Source organism: Ornithinibacillus salinisoli (assembly GCF_042684965.1).
Classification (GTDB): Bacteria; Bacillota; Bacilli; order Bacillales; family Amphibacillaceae; genus Ornithinibacillus; species Ornithinibacillus salinisoli.
In genome coordinates this window covers 100922-123379 of record NZ_JBHUMI010000011.1, presented here as the reverse complement: position 1 = coordinate 123379, position 22458 = coordinate 100922, and the positions used below count along the sequence as shown (strand labels likewise).

The window sequence follows — 22458 nt, the reverse complement described above, 5'->3', positions numbered from 1 at the left end:
TTGCTTCCCGCGCTCGACTTGCATGTATTAGGCACGCCGCCAGCGTTCGTCCTGAGCCAAGATCAAACTCTCCAAAAAAGTTTGTATATGATTGACACCAATCAATCATATGAAAGTTCTTAGCTACCAGAAACACTAGCTTCTAGATTTGTTGCTTTTTAGAAAAACAGGGTTGTTTTTCTGTCTTAACATACTGGTTGTTTTGTTCAGTTTTCAAAGAGCAATTTTTGTGCGTTGCTTTTAAATGAAGCAACTCTTATACAATATCAAACTCACAAACAAATGTCAATAACTTTTTTTGTCGAAATGAGTCGAATGTTGTCGCTTATCAAAAAAGCGACTTTAATAATATACCACACTATTAAACTTAAAGTCAATCATTTTTTTGATTTCCTTCCGTTTTTTGTGGCGGATATATAATATAGCATGGATAGAATAGTAAAGCAACACCTAAATAGTATTAAATCTATTCAAAGTCCTAAGACTATTCCCAAACTTCATCTGTACTGTAAAGCTAAGGACACATTCCGATTATTCCTTCCACTGCCACTTACTCATCTATTGAATCAGAAAGTTTCCTTATTATATATGTGCCACTCACTCCTAAAATTTGAAATCATCTTCTTCTATAAAGAATAGAAAACATATAAAGGAAAAATAGACATACGACCAAAAACAACTACGATAGCTTACGGATAAATAACTTTACTTCCTAATAATTATCTGATATCTTATTACTAACGATTGATCAATCATTCGTTAATGGGAGGATTAAACATGCCATTATCAGAAGAACAACGACTAAATATGAAAAAACGGCGACAAAAAATTCTAGATACTGCGGTTCATCTTTTTGCTACAGAAGGATATGAAGGAACTACAATAAAAAAAATTGCTGAAGCAGCGGAAATAAGTTTCGGAAATGTATTTACATACTTCAAGGATAAAGAACAGCTCTTTATTGCATCCGTTGTTGAACCACTAGAAGCTATTTCAGATCAAATACTTGATTTTAATGAACATGCAGAAGATCCAGTAGCTGAGTTGCTAGAAATGGTGAAAAAGCATATTAAGTTATTTGCTGGTGAACAAAATTATTTAACTCTTGTTGTGCAAGTTGTAGGTCAACATCAGCGCTTTCCTGAACCATTTGATCACCTAGATCAGTTCCATGATAAATGGAGAAACAAAATCGGTCGTTTAATTGAAAGCGGTCAAGAAAAAGGTTTACTTCAGAAACAAGAACCAATACCAGTTGCTACGCTCTACACTAGTCTATTAATCGGTATTCGTTTGAATAACACAGACACACGGTACAGTAACATGTGGGATCAATACATAACACCTACATTCCAACTTTTTGGACCTATTCATTAAATAGGTCTACTTTTTCACCTCACGAACGATTGATTAATCATTCATATATTAGGAGGATACCAATGAGTATTTTTCATTTTCATCCAGTTATTAGAATACGGATGTTGCTGCAATTCATTACAACAATAGCAACAATGTCTGTCATCCCTTATTTAATCATCTTTTTTTCAGAACAGTTAGGTACATTTATTACTGGCTTTTTATTTCTCTGTGTGATGGCGGCCAATGTCATCGGTTCGATCCTAGGTGGTTACATTTCTGATCGCCTAGGTCGAAAAAGGGTGATTTTAATAGCAGAACTTATCGTATTCATAAGCTTTATCGGCGCAGCTCTCGTAAACTCACCTTGGTACACGTTCCCATATATCACCTTCTTTCTATTTATCTTTATACAGTTAAGCACAGGGGCAACAACTCCTGTGTATCAAGCATTAATCATAGATGTTAGCCATCCGGATAACAGAAAAAGCATCTATACGTATGTTTACTGGTTAAGAAATATGGCCACTGCCATAGGAAGTATGATTGGTGCCTTTTTATTTTTTGAATATCATTTTTATCTATTCATTGGAGTGGCAGTTTGTACTCTATTTTCGTTCATGATTACTTTTTTCTTTATTCAAGAAACATTCACTCCAACCAAAGAAGTGTCCGTAATCACAAAGACAAAAAGTGGATACTTATTGCCGCCATTCATACAAATAATCCAAACTTATAAAAAAGTATTATTACACAGGTTCTTTATTATTCTTACGGTTGCTACTTTACTTATGGTATCTGTTGAGGAACAATTGACCAACTATATTGGGGTTCGACTAGTTAATGAAATTCCAGAAGCAGTCCCTTTACTTTCACTGTTTTCTTTCTCGGTTGATGGAATGAATCTCGTTGGAATGCTGAAAACAACAAACACACTGATTGTTGTATTTTGTACGATGTTAATCACATGGATACTACAGCGGATGAATGAGAGGCTAGTTTTACTAATTGGGTTATGTTTGTTCTTTGTCGGTTATACCATTATTAGTTACAGCACGTTACCTCTTCTATTAATAATTGCAATGGTTTTTGCATCCATCGGAGAAATTATGTATGCCCCTATCCAACAAACCATGCTGGCAAACACTATTCCTGATAATGAACGCAGTACATATATGGCCATGTATACAATTGCTGCGATTTTAGGTGTAAGTACAGCAGGGGTGTTTCTAATTATTAGTAACTGGATTCCAGCAATTGCTTTTACTATTATCATCGCGCTAATGGGTACCATTAGTACAGGACTATTTATACAGTTGACGAGAAAAAGAGATATAGTTCAAAATGAAAAATTACATAGAAAGGAAATTAACTAGATATAGTTCAAGAGTAACTTTTCATCCTATAATTCTTATAAAATATGGGAGAAACAAATTTAATTATAGATATAAAAAAAGTAATCGCTCCTTGACCAAGGATTTACGATTACTTCTTTTCGAAGATAAAATATAAAGATTCCATACCGCTTTATATGGCTAAAATTGTAGTGTTTCAATAGTTGATACTACTTTGTTTGATTTAGATTCTATTACCTGTATTGTTAATTGGTTTCCAATCACCTCATCAACTCTGGCAAAAACGTTACAATCTTAGGGAAAACTACAATCAGCACCAAACATAAAATCATCATTAACAACATTGGTATAACCCCTCGAAATATCCGCTGGGCTGGTACGTCTTTGGCAACACCACTAATGATATACACACTTAAACCCATGGGAGGTGTCATGAGTCCAATATTCATGACTAAGATCATCACAACGCCAAACCAAACTCCGTCGAATCCCAGCATAGTAATTAGTGGATAGACAACAGGTAAAGTTAGGACAAAGATAGCAATTCCTTCAAGAAATAGCCCCAGAATTAAATAGACGAGCAAAATCAACCCCAAAATGCCCATTGCTGGTAATGCTAGATTGGATACAAACTGGGTGATTTTTACTGGAATCGTACTTAACGCTAGAAATTTACTAAAGATATCTGCACCAATTATAATGAAAAAGATCGCTGCTGTTAATCGCGTCGTTTCACTTAACGATGTTTTGAAGTGTTCCCAGCTTAATCTTTTTGTTACCACGGTTAGAATAAAAGCTCCAAATGCTCCCACTCCCCCCGCTTCGGTTGGTGTGAAAAATCCATAATAAATACCACCAATACTTAACGCAAACAAAAAGATAAATGGCCACACACTGGATAGCGATTTGAGTTTTAAGATGAATCGCTTCTTTTCCGTTACAGGGGCGAGTGTTGGATTTCTCCATACCATAACATAAATCAACAGCATAAAAAGTGCCATTTGTAATAATCCTGGTACCAGTCCAGCAATTAATAATTTTCCAATTGGTTCCATCGTTAAGATACCGTACAAGACGAGAATCACACTGGGTGGAATCAGAATACCAAGTGTTCCTCCAGCAGCAACACAGGAAGTCGATAAGGCATCATCATAGCGATATTTTTTCATCTCAGGCAATGAAATTCTTGCCATCGTAGCTGTAGTTGCATTGACCGATCCAGATATAGCGGAAAACAGGGCACTCGTTCCGATCGTTGTCATGGCAAGTCCACCTTTGATATGACCGATCCATGCGTCTACTGCGGTATATAAATCACGACCAAACCCACTATACGATAAGAACATTCCCATTAAGATAAATAACGGAATCACACTTAAAGAGTACGAGCTTGCTGTTGAAAATGGAGTTGTCCCTAGTTGCACAAGTGCAGAATCCCAATCTCGAATGAATGCCAGTCCGACGGTACCGACTAGTATGAGTGATATCCCAATCGGAATGCGAATCACAAATAACAATAATAAAACGATAATCCCTACTACACCGATAAGCTCTGGATTCATTCTTTATCCACCGCCAATCGGAAATACGTGATCGCTTTAAGAATTGCAGTAAGCATAAATACGACTAGTGTAAAAGCAATAATAAATAGGAATGGATGCACCGGAAGCGCTAGATCTGTTGTTGTAGAATTTCTTTCCATCATTCGTATCCCGTTTCCAAACATTTGTCTCGCCATGAAAAGGAGAACAATCGCAATAACGATTTCAACCAATACATTTAGCGCCCGCTTCCCTTTTTCCGAAAAACGATCTACTAGAAAATCTATCGTTATATGATCTCCTTTACGATGGGTCATGGCAAGCGCAAAAAATACGATTAACGCTGTACCGAGTTCTGTCATTTCATAGGTTCCTTTTAAAGGTTGGTTAAATAGGTTTCGGCCGAGGACATCAAACGTAATAATTGTCATGATCAATAGAAGAAATACATTCGCAATGATTTGCTGAAAATAGATGATTTTATCTAGTATTTTCTCCGAATTCGCTACTATTTTTCGCATCGTATTGTTTCACTCCTACTATTTGCCGCTTAATTCAACTGCTCGATCATATACTTCTTGCCCAGGCAATCCTCTTTCATTCACACTTTGGATCCAATTTTCGATCGTTGGATTAATATATTCACTCCACTCAGCCAACTCACGCTCTGATAATTCATAAATTTCTACGCCTTTTTCCCTGGCCTGCTCCACAGCATCACTACCAAATTGATCAAATACTTCTCCTGTTTGACTAGCCATTTTTTCTCCAGTTAATTCTTGAACTGCTGCTTGATCCGCTTCACTCAAATCATTAAAGACGTCCTCATTCATGACAACAAACATCGTCGTAGAATAAAAGTTTCCTACGGTTGCATAATTGATGACTTCATCTAATCCCCATGTTTTTACTGCTTCCCAAGGGGCGATCGTTCCATCAACAACACCTCGCTCAAGCGCCTCAAAGTTTTCATTCATTGGCATCGAGACAGCTGTTGCACCAAGAGCTTCGAGCCACTCACTCGTCTCTGGTGAAGGAGAACGAATCTTCATTCCCTTTAAATCTTCTATACTCTTAACCTGCTTATCTACCGTAAATAATTGACCAGGATCTGTTGTATACAACCATAATGGAACGGTTCCCGCATACTCATCGTTAAATTCATCAAACTCTTGAAATAGTTTCCACAAATTTGTAGAGCCATTAACGGCAGTATCTGCCATAAACGGAAGCTCCATTACCGATGTTAACGGAAACTCACCTGGGGTGTATCCATGTACACTTAAAGCAAAGTCCACTGAACCTGTCGCAGCAGCATCAAATTGCTCATCCGGGGCTGCCAAGGCTGCTCCAGGGTAAGATGTTATCTTTACTCTTCCACTGGTCTCTTCTTCTAAATCAGATGCAAATGCTTGAATCTCCTCTTCCATAAAATGTGTTGGTGGGAAAAAATGAGAGAAATCCAACTCATGCACCTCCCCATCAGTATTTGCAGAATCATCTCCTCCACAAGCAGATAACAAGATCATGGCAATACCAACTAATAGGATAATAAAATAGTTCTTATGAAAAGTAGACTTCAATATAATCACTCCTTTAATCATTAATCCCCCTAATACATAAGCGCTTTCACTAAATACTATATGACACCAAATTTATTTTAAGAATAAAAGAATAGGTGCCTGTCACCTGTAAAAAAATGTAAACAAAAAGCACCTCCATTCTTTTAATAAAGAGAATGTGGTGCTTAGTAGCTTTTATTGGTGATTCTTCGATAGCTATCTATTCCGTTAAACTTCTTCCCATAAATATTTATTTATTGGAAGATATAATTAGGCGCAATGCTCCATTATAAAAGGGCATCTCCCGATGGAACCCAAATTTCTCATCCCATTTTCCAGAGTGAAGATCATCCTTTAATCGATTGACAAGTTCTTCTTCAAGTTCTTCTGTTAAGAATCCCCAAGCCGATTGTGATAATCGCACCTCTTTTTCTAGGAATGCTTCTGGACGTCCATAAAATGCCTCTTGAAAGCCATCTTGACAGTCAAGAGGAATTGGGATTTCTTTTATATCGGCATCTTCACCTAATATTTTAGTAATACGCCCTATCTTCGGATAACGAGCCCTTTCAACCTCTATTAACTCAGAAAAATAATAAGAATTCCAGAATACATCGAGTGCATCTGGATCATATGTCATGATAATAACTTGGCCCTTGGTGACTCTCCGAAGCTCCTTCAATCCTGTTTCGAGATCTGGCCAATGATGGACTGTGAGCGTAGCCATGGCAGCATCAAAGGAGTCATCATCGAATGGCAAGGAGTCTGCTGTTCCAATAACCGCAGGAACCTTATTAGCTTTCACTCGCTGTAGCCTCATGGAACTCGAAGGCTCAACCGCAACAACATAACGGTCTGTAGGTTCATAGGATCCTGCACCAGCACCAACATTAAGCACCGTCTTCGCAGTTCCTAGAGCCTCCGATATATACTTTTCTATTCTAGGATCAGTCTGTCTATAATTGGAGTACTTCTTTCCATGTTCATCATAATTAAAACCTGGACTTTCGATTTTCATTTGATTCCTCCTTATTTAAGACTTCTACCAAATAATTACGTTTTCGTATTTTTTACTCCTACTTCTTCTTTATCATATAAATAAGAGTCAATTTTTCGTGTTCATCAATTCTTCCTTAGAAATCACACGCCAGCCATGAGCCTCAAGTTTCTCTACGGTTTCCATCTTAATCTTTTCTTCTTCCAACACAAGGGGGTGAAGAGAAACATAGCATTCATTGGAAGCATAATTGATGGTAACTTTTGCAACTTCATATCCATTATGAAAACCAGGATCGAACCCTGGGTCATCGATGATGTCTCCTTTAACAGGACGAAAGGTCGACTCAAATGTTTTCATCACGCATGTTGGTTTCGTTTCACTTGGTTCTTTGATGGACGATATAAAAATTATTAAATTAATTTTCATGGTTTTCTCCTGTTTTCTTCTGTCATTTAGAGTTATCTATTTATGATTTTTCCTTATGGAGCAAACGGAAAATAAGTAAAGGCAACTATGAATAACGCAAAAGTTCCAACCCAGAGATAAATAAGGCTAAACAGGATATCAAAAAAAATCAAACCCCATCTTTGCCATGATTGTTTATTTAATGCAGCTTTGACACAGCGATAGTTGATCATAATTAGTAAGTATATTCCTAATACGATAAACCCTGGTGCCACCCATTGCCCAACGGGTTCAGAAGATTCTAATGTCCGTTCCTCAAAGAACCCCGATTGGAACTTGATGATTTGACTTACAATAATAAAAATAACTGCGAGTAGTCCACCAATTCCACCGATCCATTTTTTCTCCAGTTTCGATGATCCAATCAACAAACACCAGCCAACAAGAGTAAATACAACAAAAATTAGATAATCAATAATAAATCTCCCCTTCCATATACCAATCAAGCGTTTCTTCGTTTTTCATATTTTTAAGGCACTTCCGCCATTTTGATGAAAGCTTCAAACAAATACGGATACTTTCCTTTTAAATTAGGAAAAGTCTCTCACTACCCACAATCATAGCAAACTTACTAAGGAGATAAAACTCATTTCGATCTCTAAAACTATTAATCGGAACCAATCTTTACAAAAAAATAATACTAGATTAATAATCAACAAGTATACTTAAGTTAATCATAAAATTCTACAAAAATAGACAGAAAGGAATTAATGATGGATATTTCGTTATTTTCTAGGTTTAATATGAATAATCTCCTTTCCTATTTCAACTATGCCAAGAGTAAAAAGCTAGCTCGAACAGATGATTTTATGAAATTTATGGAATTGAAAAGGATTATAAAAACAAACGCTTTAACTACCTTTTATCAACCAATATTTGATTTATTTACAAATAATATCATAGGATATGAAGCGTTAAACCGCCCACCAATGTCGAAGCAATTTCCGACGACAGAGAATTTTTACAGTTACATTGGGCAAACCAATCAAGTGTTTCAGCTTGAATTACTTTCCAGAAATTTAGCGATACAAAAGTTTCATAGTGAGGTTAAAAAACACCCACACCAAAAAGATCATTTACTATTTATTAATATACATCCTAACGTGTTAGTAGACTCTAAATATAGAAGTGGAGAAACATTAGAGCTTTTACAAAAGTATCAGATATCACCAAAACAGGTCGTTTTTGAATTGACGGAAAGAACAGCTGTAACGGATTTTCCAATGTTCGAACGTATTTTATCAAATTATCGTTCACAAGGATTTCGAATTGCAATCGATGATGCGGGAAGTGGCTTTAATAGCTTAAAAACACTGGTCCATTTGAAACCAGAATTCATCAAGTTGGATCGTACATTGATTGATAATATTCACTGCAATGCTTCGCAGCAGCAATTAATTCATTTACTCGTTGAATTTGCGCTGGAATCAAGTACGACCGTACTAGCAGAAGGTATAGAGAAGATGGAAGACTTACAATTTTTGAAGGAAAAAGGAGTCCATTTAGGGCAGGGCTATGGTTTAGCAATGCCAAGTCCACAATTTCAATAAAATTACATTAGGTCTGGTACACTAAAAATCATTTTTAGTGCCGGGCTTATTCACGGTCCAAAACTTCATATAATCCATACAATCCGTTTAAATTCCCTTTACATTCAACTGTTATGATTGCCTTATCAAAGATTAAGGAGGCAATAAAATGAATGCACGTGCAATATTTATTGATATGGATGGAACACTGCTAACAGCCTCAAACAATATTTCCCGACGTAATTTAGAAGCAATTTATAAGATTATAAATCAAGGCACCAAAGTTTTTCTGTCTACTGGCCGACATTATGAAATTACCGTTCCTTATCATCAATCACTAGGATTACAAACGCCAATGATCTGTTTAAATGGCGCCTCCATTCACGATGCATGGGCAGGTAGAACAATGCAGATGAGGCCTATCAAACTAGATGAACAACGTTTTCATCGTCTTACCGCAGAGATTGATTGTAATGTTATCGTTCATACAGCAACAGGATTTTACTGCAAGGAAATGAGCCCTGAAATAACAGAATGGGTGGAATCAGGTCAAACTTCTCCACGTTATATTGGCGATTTAAGACAGGCAAATTATCAGAATGTACTCAAATATAGTGTTCAAACAGGAAGACCAAGCCCAGAACTATCCTCTTTATTTAAAGATGATGCAAATGTCATTAATTGGAATAACGGGTTTGAAATTGTTGCTCGAGGTGTTTCTAAATGGTCAGCCATTCAAATATTACTTCGCGCATATGGAATTAACCCAAATGAAGTCGTAACCTTCGGGGATGGACCAAATGACATCGAAATGCTACGTCATGCAGGAGTTGGTGTGGCCATGGAAAATGCTAGTAAAGAAGTAAAAGATGCAGCAGATTATGTTACAGGACATCACCAAAACGACGGCTTAGCTGAATTTATCGAACGTTATCTTATTCAATCATTTGCTATTTGATTTGTGTAAAGTTATGTTTTGTCTAGAAAAAAAGAGGTTGCCACCAAAAGTTAGACTTTTGGGACAGCCTCTTTCTACTTATTTTTGATCAAAGTTAATACGCTAGCCCTTACTTGAAATAACAGCTTCAATACTTAGACTTCTATCAAATTTTTCTCCAGAATGAGAAGCTCCTGATCAGCTATTTTCCGTATAAACCTCCGATCATGCGATACAAATACTATGGTTCCTTCATATCCAGCGATAAACCTCTCTAATGCTTCAATCGCTTGAATATCTAGAAAGTTAGTCGGTTCATCTAATAATAGAATATTATATTCACCTAAAAAAAGCTGGCAAAGTTGTAAACGAATCGCTTCTCCTCCACTCAATGACGTCACATTTTTTCGTAAATCTGTCCCTACAAACTGCATCAAGTGTAAAACACTTCGTAAAAATCCTTCCTCATAATCAGAACGACTTTTCACAAATTCGAGAACTGTTTCATCACTGCTGAATTGATAACTCATTTGACGAAAATAACCGATTTTGGCTTTAGGTGAAATTGTTAGTCCTTTCCCTTGCTCCGCGATATGATGCAGCAACGTACTTTTACCACTACCGTTTGCACCTGTAATTGCTATTTTCTTGCCAAGTGGTAACTGGAAGCTTGTATCATTCAATAACATTTTATCCTTCAATTGAAGTGTTAGCCGTTCTGCCATAATGGGAAACTTATTATGAAGCTCCACTGACTTTGACTGGCGGAACACGATTTTTCTTTCTTCTTGGACCGCATCCACTTCCTGTAATTGTTCCATCCTTTGTTCAATCGCTTTTGCCGCCCGATGGACTGACTTTTGGCTAGTACCTTTCGATTTTGATTCAAACATCCGATTCGCTTTTGCCTTTGATTCTTTTTTTGACATGCTCCCGGCCTGCGCAATTTTTTCCGCTTTTTTCATTTTTTCTTGAGCGGCTTTTTCCAATCTACTTTTTTCTTTGAGGAATTGCTCATGTGCTTGCTGCTGTTGTTCCCGTTCTATTTGCTTCTGCTCTTTATATTCACTGTAGTTTCCTTTATATACATAGATCTCTCCATCACGTATCTCCCAAATCGTTGTAACGAGCTCATCTAGGACAGTACGATCATGACTGATTAACACTAGCGCTCCATAGTAATATCGTAATTCGTCTAATAAAAAGGAAATACCCTCTTGGTCTAAATGTGTTGTTGGCTCATCAATCAATAAGGCTTCATAATAGTTGGTAAATAACTGTGCAAGCTTTAATCTTGTTTGCTCACCCCCACTTAGCTGATCTGAATCCTTTGGTACGGCTAGTTTACCGACCAAGGCAGCATCCGCTTCGGTAGCAGTTGGCGCTTCCAATTGTTCAAAATAACCACAATCGACATGCCGATTTACAACGCCACTTGTCGGCTGGATTTTACCTACCAATAGCTTAAGCAATGTGCTTTTTCCTGCACCGTTTTTCCCAACGATTCCGATCCGATCAAATTGATGAATGGCTAATCGATTCGTTTTTATTACTTGTTTATCTAAATAAGTCACTTCAACATTTTCTAATTCAAAACATATTTGTTCCATAATTGCTACCTCCGAAATTTGTTGAATTTCGTATCGATAGCTATGATCGATACGAGTTGGTTTGCGTTAGTACCAAACTCGTATCAAAAGAAAAGTAACATCATCATGGTTATTTCCCCCCATTCCATAAAAGTCATAAAAAATCACAAGCAACTGCTTGTGATAGTGGAGTAAAAGGGAAAAGTACTATCCTCCAAAGAATAGAGCCTCAGTAAATAAGCCCACTTTCTCGTACAATAATAAAAGGAATTCTAGACAATAAAAAAGAAAGGTAGAAAACTCCGCCTTTCTAAACATGACATATTGTATCGCGATTCATTCTATTCGGCAGTAAGACTTACCGATTAAAAAATCGCTATTATATCAAATGAAGATTATAAAAAAGGACAGACTGATCCCGTTTACTCTGCATACACAAAACAGAGTCTTTGAACATATTAAATTACTGGCTCAAAGCTGGGAATCGTAGTCTCATAGCATGTGTCACCTTCTCATAATCCTCCTTAACGTATCAAAATTAATTACAAAAATTATTATATAACCTGCACAAATAAAAGTCAAAAAGAACTGAGGGGTCAGGTACATCGTCCCAGTTGCTTCTCGCTAAATTTATCTAACACAGGTGATAACGAAGTGGGACGGGGGGACTGACCCCTCGTCTCTATCTTCTTACTATTACTTTGCTTAGTCCCGAACCGATAACGGCAACGACTAATCCAACTACTGTTCCTGTGGTAATGCTACTTAGAACAGCAAATGTTCTTGTAATAATCGCATGGCCTATAGGAGGCAATTCACTTAAATTTCCTCCCAGAGTAGGTGCTGTAGGAAAAGCTTGATTCCACAAGAGTTGATGTGTAAGTGCAAGTAATATTCCGTAAAATACTCCTACGAGTAACAAGGCTATAAAAGGTTTGGTTGCTTTTTTAGCTAATACAACTACAATCCAAACGACCGGTGGAAAAAATACTAATAATGAATTTGCAAAGCTACCTGATTCAACTCAATTCAGATCATGTGCAATAACACGTGGAACACCCAATAACGCTAATAAGAATAATAAGCCAACTGAAATACCTAATTTATTCTTCATTTCTTCATCCCCTATCACTATTTAAATTTTGTGCCGTTCTTATCCGCACAACTATACAATACCGACAATTTCTTATATCCCACTTAACTAATTATTAAATATTTCTTAAATAGGGGTCAGGTACATCGTCCCATATAAAAATCACAAGTAGCTACTTGTGATTGTGAAGATTTAAAGGGAAATTATTTTTCATGTCATCCTCATATATTTTTACTATCTATCAAATATTACTTAGTAACTTCGTCATTTGCTATGATTAGATTTGGGTATAAAAGAGTAAAGATTTAGTGCTAGGTTTGTGAAAGCATATCATTTATGTCATTTCTCCAAGTGTGGTATTTCAATGTCATCTTAATCAAGCTTCAGGTACTACTAAGATAAGTTGCATAAGTTGTACTATCCTTCAACCAAGGAACGGTAAATTAAAATCTCATTATTATGTTCAATTATAATTAACATGGGAGCATCACCTTTTGTATATTCTCTGTCGTTTGTATCATAAATTATTGTTCCTTTTGGAAGTTTTGAGGCATAAAAGTTTCGATACCACAATGTATTAGTAGTCTGTTTTTTAATCTCACCAATTTTGTCTCCCTTAGTATATTCCTTACTTTTAATCCATTCTAAATCGGAAGCATTTGAATAGATAAGCCCATCTAATTTCAGAATGTCTGCATTAGGATTGCCATTTAAAATTTCCTTTGCTGTGGGATTCCCCAAACCAAAGTGAGGAAAGGAACCAGTTAAACTTAAAACGGCTAATAAAACTATAAATAAAGATAAGCTAATAAATATGGCAACTTTTCTCCACAAAGTGATTTTCTCCCCCCCCACCTAATATTCATTGAGCTCTACCTTGAGTAGTAGTAAAAATTTATTTTCTTATTCCATTATCCAGTTGCATTATATCAAAAATTTTTTCATACAGAAAAAGCATTTACCGATTAATCCGAATAATTAAATCACAAAACTATCAATTGAAAGGCTAATAAAAATAATTGTCCATAACACTATCATTTCAAAATATAGCTTTTTATATTTGGACCACTTCTCTTTTCCTTCATCAAAAACCTTAGTTACTTCTCCGAATAGAATTATTATAAAGATGGTAGGTATAAATACTAGCAATTTAATAAGATGTGCTTTTTGTTGTTCAGTCTAATATTCATATCCTAATGTAGATGAATAGACAATCACACAGTACAAAATCAAACAACCAATATATCCAATTAATCTTAATAAAAACTTTTTACGTTGCAAATTACCCCCCCTAAAAATAATCGCTTATAAAAAAAACAGGAATAATCCACTTGACGATTCCTGTTGTTGTTTTAAGTAATGCACCCGCTCGTGCAATAAAAATATTCAATTATTCACCTTTTGGTTGTTTGTAGGAATATTGAATCAAAAACCCAAAAAACTAATGCAGCCAGCATAGCTGTAATATAAAAACCTATTGATATTAAAGGATTTTCCCCAAATAACACAATAATAGCGATTGCTGAAGCTATAAAAGCCCCTATTGCATATACTATAAAATTTATAATATGATATTTCTTAGGATTCTGATTTAACTTGAATTGAATCGGAGTAGCAAATAATGCATAGAAAATAAAGTAAAAGATTGCAAACACTATAATTGCTATATAGTGGAAATTAGTTGTTGCAATCGTAGTGATTATGCTAAGTGTCAATGCAGCACAAATTGAACATAGTAGGGAACGAGACACCATATTCGAATCTATCCTTATTTTACTTTTTACATTCATTATAAAATCACGTCCTAAAAACTCTTATTAAACAATCGCAACAGCTAGTTAAGAGTTACCAATTATCCCCATCATTACCTAATTTGTTTCTAGTTTCATCCAATGTTTTTTCTGTATATATCCTCTCTGAATCACTTGCATTTTTTGCTCCGTTTTGTGGGTCAATTTTCAAATTCTTTTTCTTCACTATCAAATCAATTGCAAAACCAATGATTAGTATTCCGACAAATATTATAAGTAATAACATCCATAATTGCATCCTTTAACCTCCAACTTTTATTCACCCTAAAAGATATAATCCGCGTCTTTACCTGAAAGATCTTCGTTACTGATAATAAATCCACCTATTCTTTCTTACTTATTCCTATTTAGTATTACTACTTCATAAATGGATCAACAGCGCATTTGCTTTATTAAAGGAAAGCTTCATTGTCATTTAAGAAGAAATATTAGCTTCATGTGCAAAGTTCGCGCTAGCCCACTCACCTTCGCTCTTAAATAACTCATGTACAGCTTCACGGTCCGTCGGAGGTTCATCTATCCAATTTAACAGGGTACGAATAATAGATTCTTTATTTGGGAAGTAGTGGATAAAGACTTCAGATTGCTCATGAAGTCGTGTCGTCCAAATCTGAGAACGCACCATCACCATTGAATAGTATGTTCGAATGAGTTTACGAGCGAAGCCTTGTGTAAATGTTTTAAAATCTTCGTTAGAAGCTGTATCTAACCTATTTAACGTCCGATTTAGAGACTCAGAAATATCACCATTGAAGCGAATTGCTATCTCCGATGTAAGTTTGTACGGACCAAACCGTTCTCCTATATCTTCTCCGTACACACAAACACAGATTTCCTTTAGAAATGCATTTTCGTAATAATTTGCAGGGTCAATCGTATAGTCGTAATATGCAACAGCTATACCAACATCACGAACCAGAGAACGATACTTTTGAGAAAGTTCTCCAGCAAGTTTCTTTAATTCAGCCAATTTATCGGAACTCAATTTGCCATCAAACATAGCGATAAGGTCTAAATCTGATTTAAAAGCAACAGCTTCACCTCTGGCTACGCTACCGTACAAATAAACACTATGCAATTGTTGATGAAACAATTTTCTAAGACTCTCGACAGATTCACGAATGCAAGGTACATAGACTTTATCAATTTTATCTAGACTAACATCGCTTACAATATATCCATTAGAGTCTAGACCATATCCAGCTCTTAAAATCGCCATTTCTATCTCCTCCCTCTTTCCTTACTCCAGCAGTTCAAGATCTTTATACTTCTATACTAACATAATATTCAAAAATATCATTGGGTTTTTGTATATAGAAAAAGACGACCATTTTTTTAAAAGATCGCCTTGTTTAATACTTGTCCCGTCTAGCTTAGCAACGTTTAAACTATTCAACGGGTATCCAAATTTCCATCTCATATTCATTGGTTTCTTCTTTGCCGAACATATCAGCCTTTACTATTTCTATTTCAGGCATTCCTTCTTTTATCGTATAACCTTCCTTGTCAAACACCATCCATAGTTCTCCATAAGTATTTGGAATCTCCTTAGAAGGACCGACATGTTTGAACACTACATATTTTTGTTTTGGGAAAGTATGTAAGGTCAATCCTTTTTCAATTTTATGGAAGTCAACAGATTGCATCTCAATTCCACAGGTATAAAAGTAATGGTCACTTCTTGGAGGTAAACATACTCCTACAATTTCATCTATATTACCTTTTGAGATAAATTTTTGTGATTTTGCCCATAATTCTGGGATTGGATAAACAATATCACCGCTCCATTTTCCTGCAGCACTATACCCAACTAATACAAATGAATTCCTTATAATTTCTCGAAAAAACATAATTAATCCCACCTTTTTATATAACAATATTCACTTGCTTCATAGTAAGTATAGTGAACAATTATATGCTATTCCTGTTTTTTCTTGCTTTTTACAAACCGTTTTATTGAAAGTTACCTGTATCAATTAAATTAACTTTCTTCGTTTATAATCGTACGTATTCATTAAACTTTGTACCTATTCTTGCGCTTGTCCATTCCAAAACGAATAAGTTTTTAGCAAAAATGGGTAACTCTTTTTCATATCCACAAGATTCCTTAGTTGTCTTTCCTATACAAACAAAATTCCCTTACATAAACTGTATTAATTGTATGAAAGAGAGGTTATTAACTTGCGAAAATTATTTAAGGCAAGATTAAAAGGTGAAAATGAAGTTCCTCCTGTACAAACTAATGCTTTTGGTTTTGCAAAATTCGTAGTCGCTAATAAAAGTAGAACTAAGATTAAGTTTACACTTGAAGTTAAAAATATTGAAAACTTCGTTCAGGCGCACATCCACTTTGGCAGACGTGGTGAAAATGGACCTGTAATAGTATTCCTTTTTGGTGCTGACTTAGAAACACTTGAGGAACAAAATGGTATTACGACAAGAAAAGGCGTAGTTACAGGAACTATTACGGATGACGATATTGTAGAAAATGACGTAGGTGTAGAAACTGTAGAAGATTTATTGACATTAATGGAGCAAAAGTTAACCTATGTAAATGCTCATACTGAACAAAATCCAGCAGGTGAAATTAGAGGTCAAATTGTACCACTTTAATTTTCTACGGGTTGAGGGGTCAGACCCCTCGTCCCAGTCCCCTCGTCTCTAATTCCAATAGCTGTTTTTTCATTTCTATTCCTCCTCGGTAGCCGGTCAGTGATCCATCCTTTGCTACTACTCGATGACATGGTACGGTAATTAAAATTGGATTCGCTCCAATTGCCGCTCCTACAGCTCGAACTGCAGTTGGTTTATCGATTGCTTTTGCAATGTCGGAATAGGATTTCGTTTGTCCATAAGGTATTTCACGCAACGCATGCCACACAGCTAGCTGAAAATCTGTTCCATTAAAGTCAACTGGACATGTAAAAGTTTTACTATTTCCTTGCAAATACTCTAGGATTTCATTTGCATAAGGCTTTAGCTTCTCCACGTCTTCCACGATCGAACCTTCGGGGAAATGCTTCTGCGCCCAATCTGTTAACTCTTCGAGGGATTTATTCTGCGAACCTACAAAACATAGTCCATTAGTAGTTGCAGCAATATACATATTCCAATCCTTTTCTTTTAACAATGTCCAATAGATTGCACCTTGATCTGTCTTCATTTACTTTCCCTCGCTTTTTTAGATGTTTTTTGATATAACTGGCGAAAATGCGCTGGTGTTTGTCCCGTTTTCTTTTTAAAGAGCGTTGTTCGGAATACCAACACATATGGAGATATCTGTAATAGCTTTATTTGTTTATAGCAAATATTCCTTAGCAGCTTTTATACGTAATTCTTGTACAAACTTAACAGGAGTTATCCCCTTTACTCTTTTAAACGTTCGATGTAAATGATAGGGACTCCCATGAGCGATATCCGCCAACATAGCTAGTGTGATTTTTTCTGTAAAATTGCTTTCAATATATTCGGTGATTAGAGCCACCCATTCCTGATCAGGTAACTTTTCATTGGTTGGCTTACAACGTTTACAAGGACGAAAATTATTAAAGATGGCTTGTTGTGCGGTATGAAAAATACGTACATTTTCTTTTCTTGGAATTCGCGATTTACATGAAGGCTTACAAAAAATGCTAGTAGTTTTACCGCATAGTAAAATTGATCATTGTAAATAGCATCATTCGTTATGATCGCTTGCCACATTTCATCTGTCATCACTTCAACGTCACACGACATATCCCTATCCGTCATATTTCTCACCTCTACTGTCATTGTATTCCCTCTACAAGAAGATTGGAAGACCTCCGAGATATAATAGCAAGATATCAAAATAGAACATAGGGGTCAGACCCTCTGTCCCATTCATTGCTGCCAAAACCGTGGGACGAGGGGTCTGTCCCTTCGTCCCACCAATCCAAGATATAATAGCAAGATATCAAAATAACGCTTGTGGTAAGATAAGTCCATAGAAGAATAATGAGTAAAGGAGGTTGAAGCAATTATGACGTGGTATGAAGCTCAAGATGATATCGTAATTCCATTACCTCATGACTTTGATATACATATTAATATGGACTATTTAACTAGAGAAAAGAATGAGTTGCTGTATGAAATTGATGATGGAAAAATTAGAAGAGCGGTAGCCATTGGGAATACTATGTTTCTGTTGCAGATCAGCGTAATCGACAATAAGGAAATGGTTGTTGAGGTTTTAAATGAAGATAAACCTATAGAAAGATGGCAACGGGAAGCAATTGTGGCTTATATTCGTGAATGGTTTGACCTAGATACAGATTTAACACCATTTTATGATATGGCCAAAACAGATCCATTACTCCATACACCGGCTGAAGATTTTGTTGGATTACGAATTATAGGGATCCATGACCTATTTGAAGCGTTATGTTGGGGAGTAATTGGCCAACAAATCAACTTAACATTCGCCTATTCTTTAAAGAAACAGTTTGTCGAGCAATTTGGTGATTCCCTTGAGTGGAATGGAAAACAGTACTGGATGTTCCCATCTTACGAGAATATTGCCCAATTAACACCCTCAGATTTAGAAACAGTTAGAATGACCGTAAAAAAACGGGAATACATCGTTGGTATAGCCCAATTAATAGCAAGTGGAGATTTATCCAAGGAAAAATTATTAAACATGGACTTTAAAGATGCAGAAAAAGCTTTAATAAAAATTCGAGGCATCGGTCCTTGGACAGCCAATTACGTGCTTATGCGCTGCCTTCGGTTTTCAACAGCATTTCCAGTTGATGATGTAGGACTGATTAATTCCATTAAAGCCTTACAAAATATGGACCGAAAGCCAACGAAAGACGAGATCCTAAAAATAGCATCACCCTGGAAGAACTGGGAAGCATACGCAACCTTCTATTTATGGCGTGTACTTTATTAATGGGACGAGGGGTCTGACCCTTGAATAATTTATTTCGTTTCACAAATCCTAAAGGGACATTCGTTTATAGAAAGGAAGAATCCTATGAAAAATAATAAAACTAATGCGAAAAAACGATTTGGAACGATAAAATCTTATCAAGAAATCAATAAAGATATTGCTAAAAATAAACAACAACCTGTTCCCCAACCGAAAGATTATGATGAGATTGAGTATTAGGGATTGACCTGATACGACAAGGTATAAAATAATACCAATTTACAGCTCTGCAATTACTAAATTAGTTCCCTGATCACTTCCAAGGAAATTTCGCATACTAGTACTACCACCTAATCGATCTTCCAACACTTCCCTTAAACAATGAAGGTTGACCGCTAGGTGGTAGTTTTTATCGTAGCCCATATAATCATCAAAATTCTATCTAAAAAGAAATCCGTATCCTAGTCCCTTCACCCAATTTACTTTCCACCAAAATTTCTCCACCATGGGCTTCCACAATTTGTTTTGCAATGGCTAATCCTAGCCCGCTTCCTTTATGTTTTTCCCCTGTATTCGTCCCACGATAATACCGAGTAAACAAATTTTTTATTTCTTCTTCGGCAATACCATTACCATTATCCGTTATGATAATGTGAATGTGATCTCGTTGGTTTTCAATGGCAATTTGAATATTGGTATCTGGCGGGTTATGAACAATAGCATTGTAGATTAAATTCATTAAAGCACGTTGCATCAAGGTTCTATCAACTTTGAAACGATACATTTCTATTTCAGTCGAAAAATCAAGATTGGTTTCCTCGTATAAGGGATGATTTAAAATCTGGATAACCGAGTCCCTTACGATTTCAATTAGATCTTCTTCCTCTTTTTGTAATGGAAAAGAAGTACTTTTTAATTTATAGGTTAGATTTAGATCTTCAATAAGGTGTTCGATATAGTCCGATTTATTAAGAATGATATCGACGTATCTTTTCTTTTCAGATTCATCGAGATCGTAATCCTGAAGCAGTTCAGAATATCCCTTGATAGAAGCTAGCGGGGTTTTTATATCATGCGTAATATTCGTTACCCACTCCTCCCTTGTTTTTTCCATTTTTCCTCGTTCCATCTCATTGGACTTTAAGGTAGAAGCTAATACATTTAAATTTTGAAAGACACTTTTATAAATTCCTTTTGGATGATATACATTACTAAAATTACCTTTAGCTAAATTTTGGATACCATCAGTTATCTGTACAAGTGGTTTAGCTAGCCGCTTACTGAAAAAGTAACCAAACAACAATGCTATAAAGGTTACAACAATTACAACCATTGATATAATTTGAATACTATCTCGTATCAATGTTTCTCCCCGGAAATAAAAGTTCGCCTTCCCAATGACCTCTTCCGGAAATCCCATGATATAGCTTAGATCACGGTGGTCCTTTTCTAGCATCCCTACAAAAATCGTTGAGTTTGCAAGTGCTCCAGTAAACTTATGATAGTGAATTAAATTAGCCGGGGTATAATGGCTAGGTGCACTAATCGGTTTAAATGCACTATAGATCTCAGAACCGTTTTCATCGAGTACCTGAATCCAAATATCACTTTCTTCTAGTTCGGCTAACTTCAGTTCAGAAATGGATACCTCACCCTTCTCAACCTGAATATCGTCCGCAAAATCCAAGGTATAATGGCTTGGATTTTGATATGGCAAAATAAGATCCTGATCAATAAAATTACCACGGACTAAGGATATATTAATAATGAGAAACACAATAAACGATAACAACAGGCTTAACAACAAGTACGCGAGAAATTGGGTGGTAATTTTCCATTTCATGAATGATTCCCTCTAACTTGTAGCTTATATCCTAGCCCTTTCACTGTTTTAATCCATTTCGGATGACTTGGATCATCTTCAATTTTTTCTCTTAGTCTTCGAATATGGACCATAATCGTATTGTCGAGTCCAATATAGTCTTCTCCCCAAACTGCTTCACAAATTTTACTCTTACTAAAAATTTGGTTCGGGTGATTTGCTAAATAGATTAGTAATTGCAGTTCCTTTGCTGTAAGTGTGATAGATGAATCTCTCTTTTTCACCTCTCCCGTATTCGGGAAAATCATGACATCTCCAAAGGCAATATTCCGATCTTCACTCTTTTGTTGTGTAACATAGTCATTTCTTCTCAATTGTGCCTTGATACGAAATAGCACTTCTTTGGTACTAAAAGGCTTTGAAACATAATCATCTCCACCAATGCCAAGGCCAAGCAGCTTATCAATTTCGTCCGATTTTGCTGATAGAAATATAATTGGTGCGAAGGTAATCTTTCGCATTTCTTGGCAGACCTCATAGCCCTCGATATCTGGAAGCATAATATCGAGAACGATGATATCTGGATTATTTTTTTCACAAAGATCGATTCCTTCTTGACCAGTCGTTGCCTTGTCAATCTGCTGAAAGCCATCCTTCCTTAACACGGTTTCTAGTAGATTTAAGATATCAACTTCATCATCGACTAGTAATACTCTCTTTTCCGATATACCTGGTAATGACATGGTTAAGCTCCCTTTCTAATATCCTATATTGTTATAGTACATCTTTTGTTCGGAAACGTAAAAACCCCATGAAAACTGCAAGCAAAAATAAACTAATTGAGACAATAAGCATGATGAAACTTTTCCCACCCATATCCAATATATCGGACATGGATGAGACGACTGGATAATCCCATGGATAATAAATCCAATACTTCTCTGAATTAGCGACAAACATGGCCGGAAAAGCAAGTCCTGCACCAATTACCATCGGAACACCAAAATGGGTAAATCGGTAACTCATATAAAAGATAACCCCAATAATAGTGAAGGTTGAAAGAAATAGAACACCAAATCGTTTTGCCATCCACCAGAAAGGAATGGAATCCATACCAAGGACCATCGCTGCCAAGATAATACCAACATAAAGCAGCACCAAACTATATACGATAACTCCCATGCCTACTAATAGTTTTGATGCATACACTTTTCCCCTCGCTACTGGCAATGCTAATAACTGCTTCCAGTTATTATTGCTATGTTCCATTCTCGCCATCATGGCAAGGACGACGGTAATGATGAGGGGCAAAATCAACCAGCTGTACACTGACATACTTCCCTGATACAACAGTGTTAGAAAGCGATTTTCCATTTCCTCTGCTCCATCCATTGTGGCAAAATCCAAGCCTTGAAAGATGGCAAACATCGTTAAAATGGTTGTTGTCAGGATAATTTTGGATCGCTTTAATTTATATAATTCCACGTTAAGTAATGTCTTCATCCAG

Annotated in this window: 25 protein-coding genes, 1 rRNA gene and 1 pseudogene; 7 read left to right on the top strand and 20 right to left on the bottom strand. The window is 36.1% G+C overall.

Going from position 1 to position 22458, the window contains the following annotated elements; genetic code table 11:
- A 16S ribosomal RNA gene (locus ACFSTA_RS07075) occupies positions 1 to 78 on the bottom strand; the annotation flags it as partial.
- 699 nt (positions 79 to 777) lie between these two features.
- Here ACFSTA_RS07075 and ACFSTA_RS07070 point away from each other — a divergent pair.
- Positions 778 to 1377: a TetR/AcrR family transcriptional regulator gene (locus ACFSTA_RS07070; RefSeq protein ID WP_377555894.1), complete on the top strand. Its 600-nt coding sequence runs from the start codon at positions 778 to 780 to the stop codon at positions 1375 to 1377.
- A gap of 62 nt (positions 1378 to 1439) precedes the next feature.
- Entirely contained in the window at positions 1440 to 2732 is a 1293-nt protein-coding gene (locus ACFSTA_RS07065) for an MFS transporter (RefSeq protein WP_377555893.1), read from the top strand.
- A gap of 239 nt (positions 2733 to 2971) precedes the next feature.
- On the opposite strand, the gene ACFSTA_RS07060 is transcribed toward ACFSTA_RS07065, so the two are convergent.
- The 6 genes from ACFSTA_RS07060 to ACFSTA_RS07035 form a co-directional block, all read right to left on the bottom strand.
- Positions 2972 to 4273 carry a TRAP transporter large permease gene (locus tag ACFSTA_RS07060; protein ID WP_377555891.1) on the bottom strand — a complete coding sequence of 434 codons (1302 nt, stop codon included), beginning with the start codon at positions 4271 to 4273 and terminating at the stop codon, positions 2972 to 2974.
- Entirely contained in the window at positions 4270 to 4773 is a 504-nt protein-coding gene (locus ACFSTA_RS07055) for a TRAP transporter small permease (RefSeq protein WP_377555890.1), read from the bottom strand. The genes ACFSTA_RS07060 and ACFSTA_RS07055 overlap by 4 nt, the downstream gene beginning before the upstream one ends.
- A gap of 18 nt (positions 4774 to 4791) precedes the next feature.
- Positions 4792 to 5835, bottom strand: a complete 1044-nt coding sequence (locus ACFSTA_RS07050; protein ID WP_377555889.1) for a TRAP transporter substrate-binding protein — start codon at positions 5833 to 5835, stop codon at positions 4792 to 4794.
- A gap of 229 nt (positions 5836 to 6064) precedes the next feature.
- Positions 6065 to 6832, bottom strand: coding sequence for a class I SAM-dependent methyltransferase (locus ACFSTA_RS07045; protein ID WP_377555888.1), 768 nt, complete (start codon positions 6830 to 6832; stop codon positions 6065 to 6067).
- 87 nt (positions 6833 to 6919) lie between these two features.
- Positions 6920 to 7240: a hypothetical protein gene (locus tag ACFSTA_RS07040; RefSeq protein ID WP_377555887.1), complete on the bottom strand. Its 321-nt coding sequence runs from the start codon at positions 7238 to 7240 to the stop codon at positions 6920 to 6922.
- A 53-nt stretch (positions 7241 to 7293) separates the two neighbouring features.
- The gene (locus tag ACFSTA_RS07035; protein WP_377555885.1) at positions 7294 to 7725 is read right to left on the bottom strand and encodes a hypothetical protein; all 432 of its coding nucleotides are present in this window, start codon (positions 7723 to 7725) and stop codon (positions 7294 to 7296) included.
- Between the two features lie 267 nt (positions 7726 to 7992).
- Between ACFSTA_RS07035 and ACFSTA_RS07030 the strand changes: the two genes are divergently transcribed.
- Complete coding sequence (locus ACFSTA_RS07030; RefSeq protein ID WP_377555884.1) at positions 7993 to 8829, top strand: EAL domain-containing protein; 837 nt, start codon at positions 7993 to 7995, stop codon at positions 8827 to 8829.
- A 148-nt stretch (positions 8830 to 8977) separates the two neighbouring features.
- A complete protein-coding gene (locus ACFSTA_RS07025) occupies positions 8978 to 9766 on the top strand; it encodes an HAD family hydrolase (protein ID WP_377555883.1) in 789 nt (262 codons plus the stop codon).
- Positions 9767 to 9900: 134 nt separating this feature from the next.
- Here ACFSTA_RS07025 and ACFSTA_RS07020 read toward each other — a convergent pair whose 3' ends face one another.
- From ACFSTA_RS07020 to ACFSTA_RS06985, 8 genes are all read right to left on the bottom strand, one after another.
- Positions 9901 to 11355 carry an Msr family ABC-F type ribosomal protection protein gene (locus tag ACFSTA_RS07020; RefSeq protein WP_377555882.1) on the bottom strand — a complete coding sequence of 485 codons (1455 nt, stop codon included), beginning with the start codon at positions 11353 to 11355 and terminating at the stop codon, positions 9901 to 9903.
- Positions 11356 to 11797: 442 nt separating this feature from the next.
- Complete coding sequence (locus ACFSTA_RS07015; protein WP_377555900.1) at positions 11798 to 11842, bottom strand: erythromycin resistance leader peptide; 45 nt, start codon at positions 11840 to 11842, stop codon at positions 11798 to 11800.
- A gap of 174 nt (positions 11843 to 12016) precedes the next feature.
- Positions 12017 to 12148: a hypothetical protein gene (locus ACFSTA_RS07010; protein WP_377555881.1), complete on the bottom strand. Its 132-nt coding sequence runs from the start codon at positions 12146 to 12148 to the stop codon at positions 12017 to 12019.
- 696 nt (positions 12149 to 12844) lie between these two features.
- Positions 12845 to 13261: a hypothetical protein gene (locus ACFSTA_RS07005; RefSeq protein WP_377555880.1), complete on the bottom strand. Its 417-nt coding sequence runs from the start codon at positions 13259 to 13261 to the stop codon at positions 12845 to 12847.
- A gap of 560 nt (positions 13262 to 13821) precedes the next feature.
- Positions 13822 to 14217 (bottom strand): UPF0715 family protein, encoded by a 396-nt coding sequence (locus ACFSTA_RS07000; RefSeq protein ID WP_377555879.1) that lies wholly within the window; start codon positions 14215 to 14217, stop codon positions 13822 to 13824.
- Between the two features lie 55 nt (positions 14218 to 14272).
- On the bottom strand, positions 14273 to 14476 hold the full coding sequence (locus ACFSTA_RS06995; RefSeq protein WP_377555878.1) for a hypothetical protein: 204 nt from the start codon (positions 14474 to 14476) through the stop codon (positions 14273 to 14275).
- A gap of 177 nt (positions 14477 to 14653) precedes the next feature.
- Entirely contained in the window at positions 14654 to 15457 is an 804-nt protein-coding gene (locus ACFSTA_RS06990) for a nucleotidyltransferase family protein (protein ID WP_377555877.1), read from the bottom strand.
- Positions 15458 to 15626: 169 nt separating this feature from the next.
- Positions 15627 to 16088: a GyrI-like domain-containing protein gene (locus ACFSTA_RS06985; RefSeq protein ID WP_377555876.1), complete on the bottom strand. Its 462-nt coding sequence runs from the start codon at positions 16086 to 16088 to the stop codon at positions 15627 to 15629.
- 331 nt (positions 16089 to 16419) lie between these two features.
- Here ACFSTA_RS06985 and ACFSTA_RS06980 point away from each other — a divergent pair, with 331 nt between their 5' ends.
- Positions 16420 to 16851 carry a CHRD domain-containing protein gene (locus ACFSTA_RS06980; RefSeq protein WP_377555875.1) on the top strand — a complete coding sequence of 144 codons (432 nt, stop codon included), beginning with the start codon at positions 16420 to 16422 and terminating at the stop codon, positions 16849 to 16851.
- A gap of 19 nt (positions 16852 to 16870) precedes the next feature.
- Here the strand turns inward: ACFSTA_RS06980 and ACFSTA_RS06975 are convergent, their stop codons facing one another.
- Positions 16871 to 17401 (bottom strand): methylated-DNA--[protein]-cysteine S-methyltransferase, encoded by a 531-nt coding sequence (locus tag ACFSTA_RS06975; RefSeq protein ID WP_377555874.1) that lies wholly within the window; start codon positions 17399 to 17401, stop codon positions 16871 to 16873.
- A pseudogene (locus ACFSTA_RS06970) lies at positions 17398 to 18009 on the bottom strand (bifunctional transcriptional activator/DNA repair enzyme AdaA). The gene ACFSTA_RS06975 and the pseudogene ACFSTA_RS06970 overlap by 4 nt, the downstream one beginning before the upstream one ends.
- Positions 18010 to 18238: 229 nt before the next feature.
- Here ACFSTA_RS06970 and ACFSTA_RS06965 point away from each other — a divergent pair.
- Both ACFSTA_RS06965 and ACFSTA_RS06960 read left to right on the top strand, forming a co-directional pair.
- The gene (locus tag ACFSTA_RS06965) at positions 18239 to 19150 is read left to right on the top strand and encodes a DNA-3-methyladenine glycosylase family protein (protein ID WP_377555873.1); all 912 of its coding nucleotides are present in this window, start codon (positions 18239 to 18241) and stop codon (positions 19148 to 19150) included.
- Between the two features lie 84 nt (positions 19151 to 19234).
- Complete coding sequence (locus ACFSTA_RS06960; protein WP_377555872.1) at positions 19235 to 19369, top strand: hypothetical protein; 135 nt, start codon at positions 19235 to 19237, stop codon at positions 19367 to 19369.
- A gap of 202 nt (positions 19370 to 19571) precedes the next feature.
- Here ACFSTA_RS06960 and ACFSTA_RS06955 read toward each other — a convergent pair whose 3' ends face one another.
- Genes ACFSTA_RS06955 through ACFSTA_RS06945 form a run of 3 tightly spaced genes read right to left on the bottom strand, consistent with a single transcriptional unit; the run spans position 19572 to position 22454 of the window.
- The gene (locus ACFSTA_RS06955; RefSeq protein ID WP_377555871.1) at positions 19572 to 20972 is read right to left on the bottom strand and encodes a sensor histidine kinase; all 1401 of its coding nucleotides are present in this window, start codon (positions 20970 to 20972) and stop codon (positions 19572 to 19574) included.
- A complete protein-coding gene (locus ACFSTA_RS06950) occupies positions 20969 to 21694 on the bottom strand; it encodes a winged helix-turn-helix domain-containing protein (RefSeq protein ID WP_377555870.1) in 726 nt (241 codons plus the stop codon). The genes ACFSTA_RS06955 and ACFSTA_RS06950 overlap by 4 nt, the downstream gene beginning before the upstream one ends.
- A gap of 31 nt (positions 21695 to 21725) precedes the next feature.
- The gene (locus tag ACFSTA_RS06945; RefSeq protein ID WP_377555868.1) at positions 21726 to 22454 is read right to left on the bottom strand and encodes an ABC transporter permease; all 729 of its coding nucleotides are present in this window, start codon (positions 22452 to 22454) and stop codon (positions 21726 to 21728) included.
- Between the last annotated feature and the right edge of the window lie 4 nt (positions 22455 to 22458).

What these genes read in the sequence shown, in the direction of transcription:
- ACFSTA_RS06985 (WP_377555876.1), bottom strand. Translation starts at nt 16,088, where the DNA reads ATGTTTTTTCGAGAAATTATAAGGAATTCATTTGTATTAGTTGGGTAT.
- ACFSTA_RS07065 (WP_377555893.1), top strand. Translation starts at nt 1,440, where the DNA reads ATGAGTATTTTTCATTTTCATCCAGTTATTAGAATACGGATGTTGCTG.
- ACFSTA_RS06965 (WP_377555873.1), top strand. Translation starts at nt 18,239, where the DNA reads ATGACGTGGTATGAAGCTCAAGATGATATCGTAATTCCATTACCTCAT.
- ACFSTA_RS06975 (WP_377555874.1), bottom strand. Translation starts at nt 17,401, where the DNA reads ATGAAGACAGATCAAGGTGCAATCTATTGGACATTGTTAAAAGAAAAG.
- ACFSTA_RS07025 (WP_377555883.1), top strand. Translation starts at nt 8,978, where the DNA reads ATGAATGCACGTGCAATATTTATTGATATGGATGGAACACTGCTAACA.
- ACFSTA_RS07060 (WP_377555891.1), bottom strand. Translation starts at nt 4,273, where the DNA reads ATGAATCCAGAGCTTATCGGTGTAGTAGGGATTATCGTTTTATTATTG.
- ACFSTA_RS07000 (WP_377555879.1), bottom strand. Translation starts at nt 14,217, where the DNA reads ATGAATGTAAAAAGTAAAATAAGGATAGATTCGAATATGGTGTCTCGT.
- ACFSTA_RS07030 (WP_377555884.1), top strand. Translation starts at nt 7,993, where the DNA reads ATGGATATTTCGTTATTTTCTAGGTTTAATATGAATAATCTCCTTTCC.
- ACFSTA_RS07055 (WP_377555890.1), bottom strand. Translation starts at nt 4,773, where the DNA reads ATGCGAAAAATAGTAGCGAATTCGGAGAAAATACTAGATAAAATCATC.
- ACFSTA_RS06950 (WP_377555870.1), bottom strand. Translation starts at nt 21,694, where the DNA reads ATGTCATTACCAGGTATATCGGAAAAGAGAGTATTACTAGTCGATGAT.
- ACFSTA_RS07040 (WP_377555887.1), bottom strand. Translation starts at nt 7,240, where the DNA reads ATGAAAATTAATTTAATAATTTTTATATCGTCCATCAAAGAACCAAGT.
- ACFSTA_RS07070 (WP_377555894.1), top strand. Translation starts at nt 778, where the DNA reads ATGCCATTATCAGAAGAACAACGACTAAATATGAAAAAACGGCGACAA.
- ACFSTA_RS06995 (WP_377555878.1), bottom strand. Translation starts at nt 14,476, where the DNA reads ATGCAATTATGGATGTTATTACTTATAATATTTGTCGGAATACTAATC.
- ACFSTA_RS07020 (WP_377555882.1), bottom strand. Translation starts at nt 11,355, where the DNA reads ATGGAACAAATATGTTTTGAATTAGAAAATGTTGAAGTGACTTATTTA.
- ACFSTA_RS06990 (WP_377555877.1), bottom strand. Translation starts at nt 15,457, where the DNA reads ATGGCGATTTTAAGAGCTGGATATGGTCTAGACTCTAATGGATATATT.
- ACFSTA_RS06955 (WP_377555871.1), bottom strand. Translation starts at nt 20,972, where the DNA reads ATGAAATGGAAAATTACCACCCAATTTCTCGCGTACTTGTTGTTAAGC.
- ACFSTA_RS06945 (WP_377555868.1), bottom strand. Translation starts at nt 22,454, where the DNA reads ATGAAGACATTACTTAACGTGGAATTATATAAATTAAAGCGATCCAAA.
- ACFSTA_RS06960 (WP_377555872.1), top strand. Translation starts at nt 19,235, where the DNA reads ATGAAAAATAATAAAACTAATGCGAAAAAACGATTTGGAACGATAAAA.
- ACFSTA_RS07045 (WP_377555888.1), bottom strand. Translation starts at nt 6,832, where the DNA reads ATGAAAATCGAAAGTCCAGGTTTTAATTATGATGAACATGGAAAGAAG.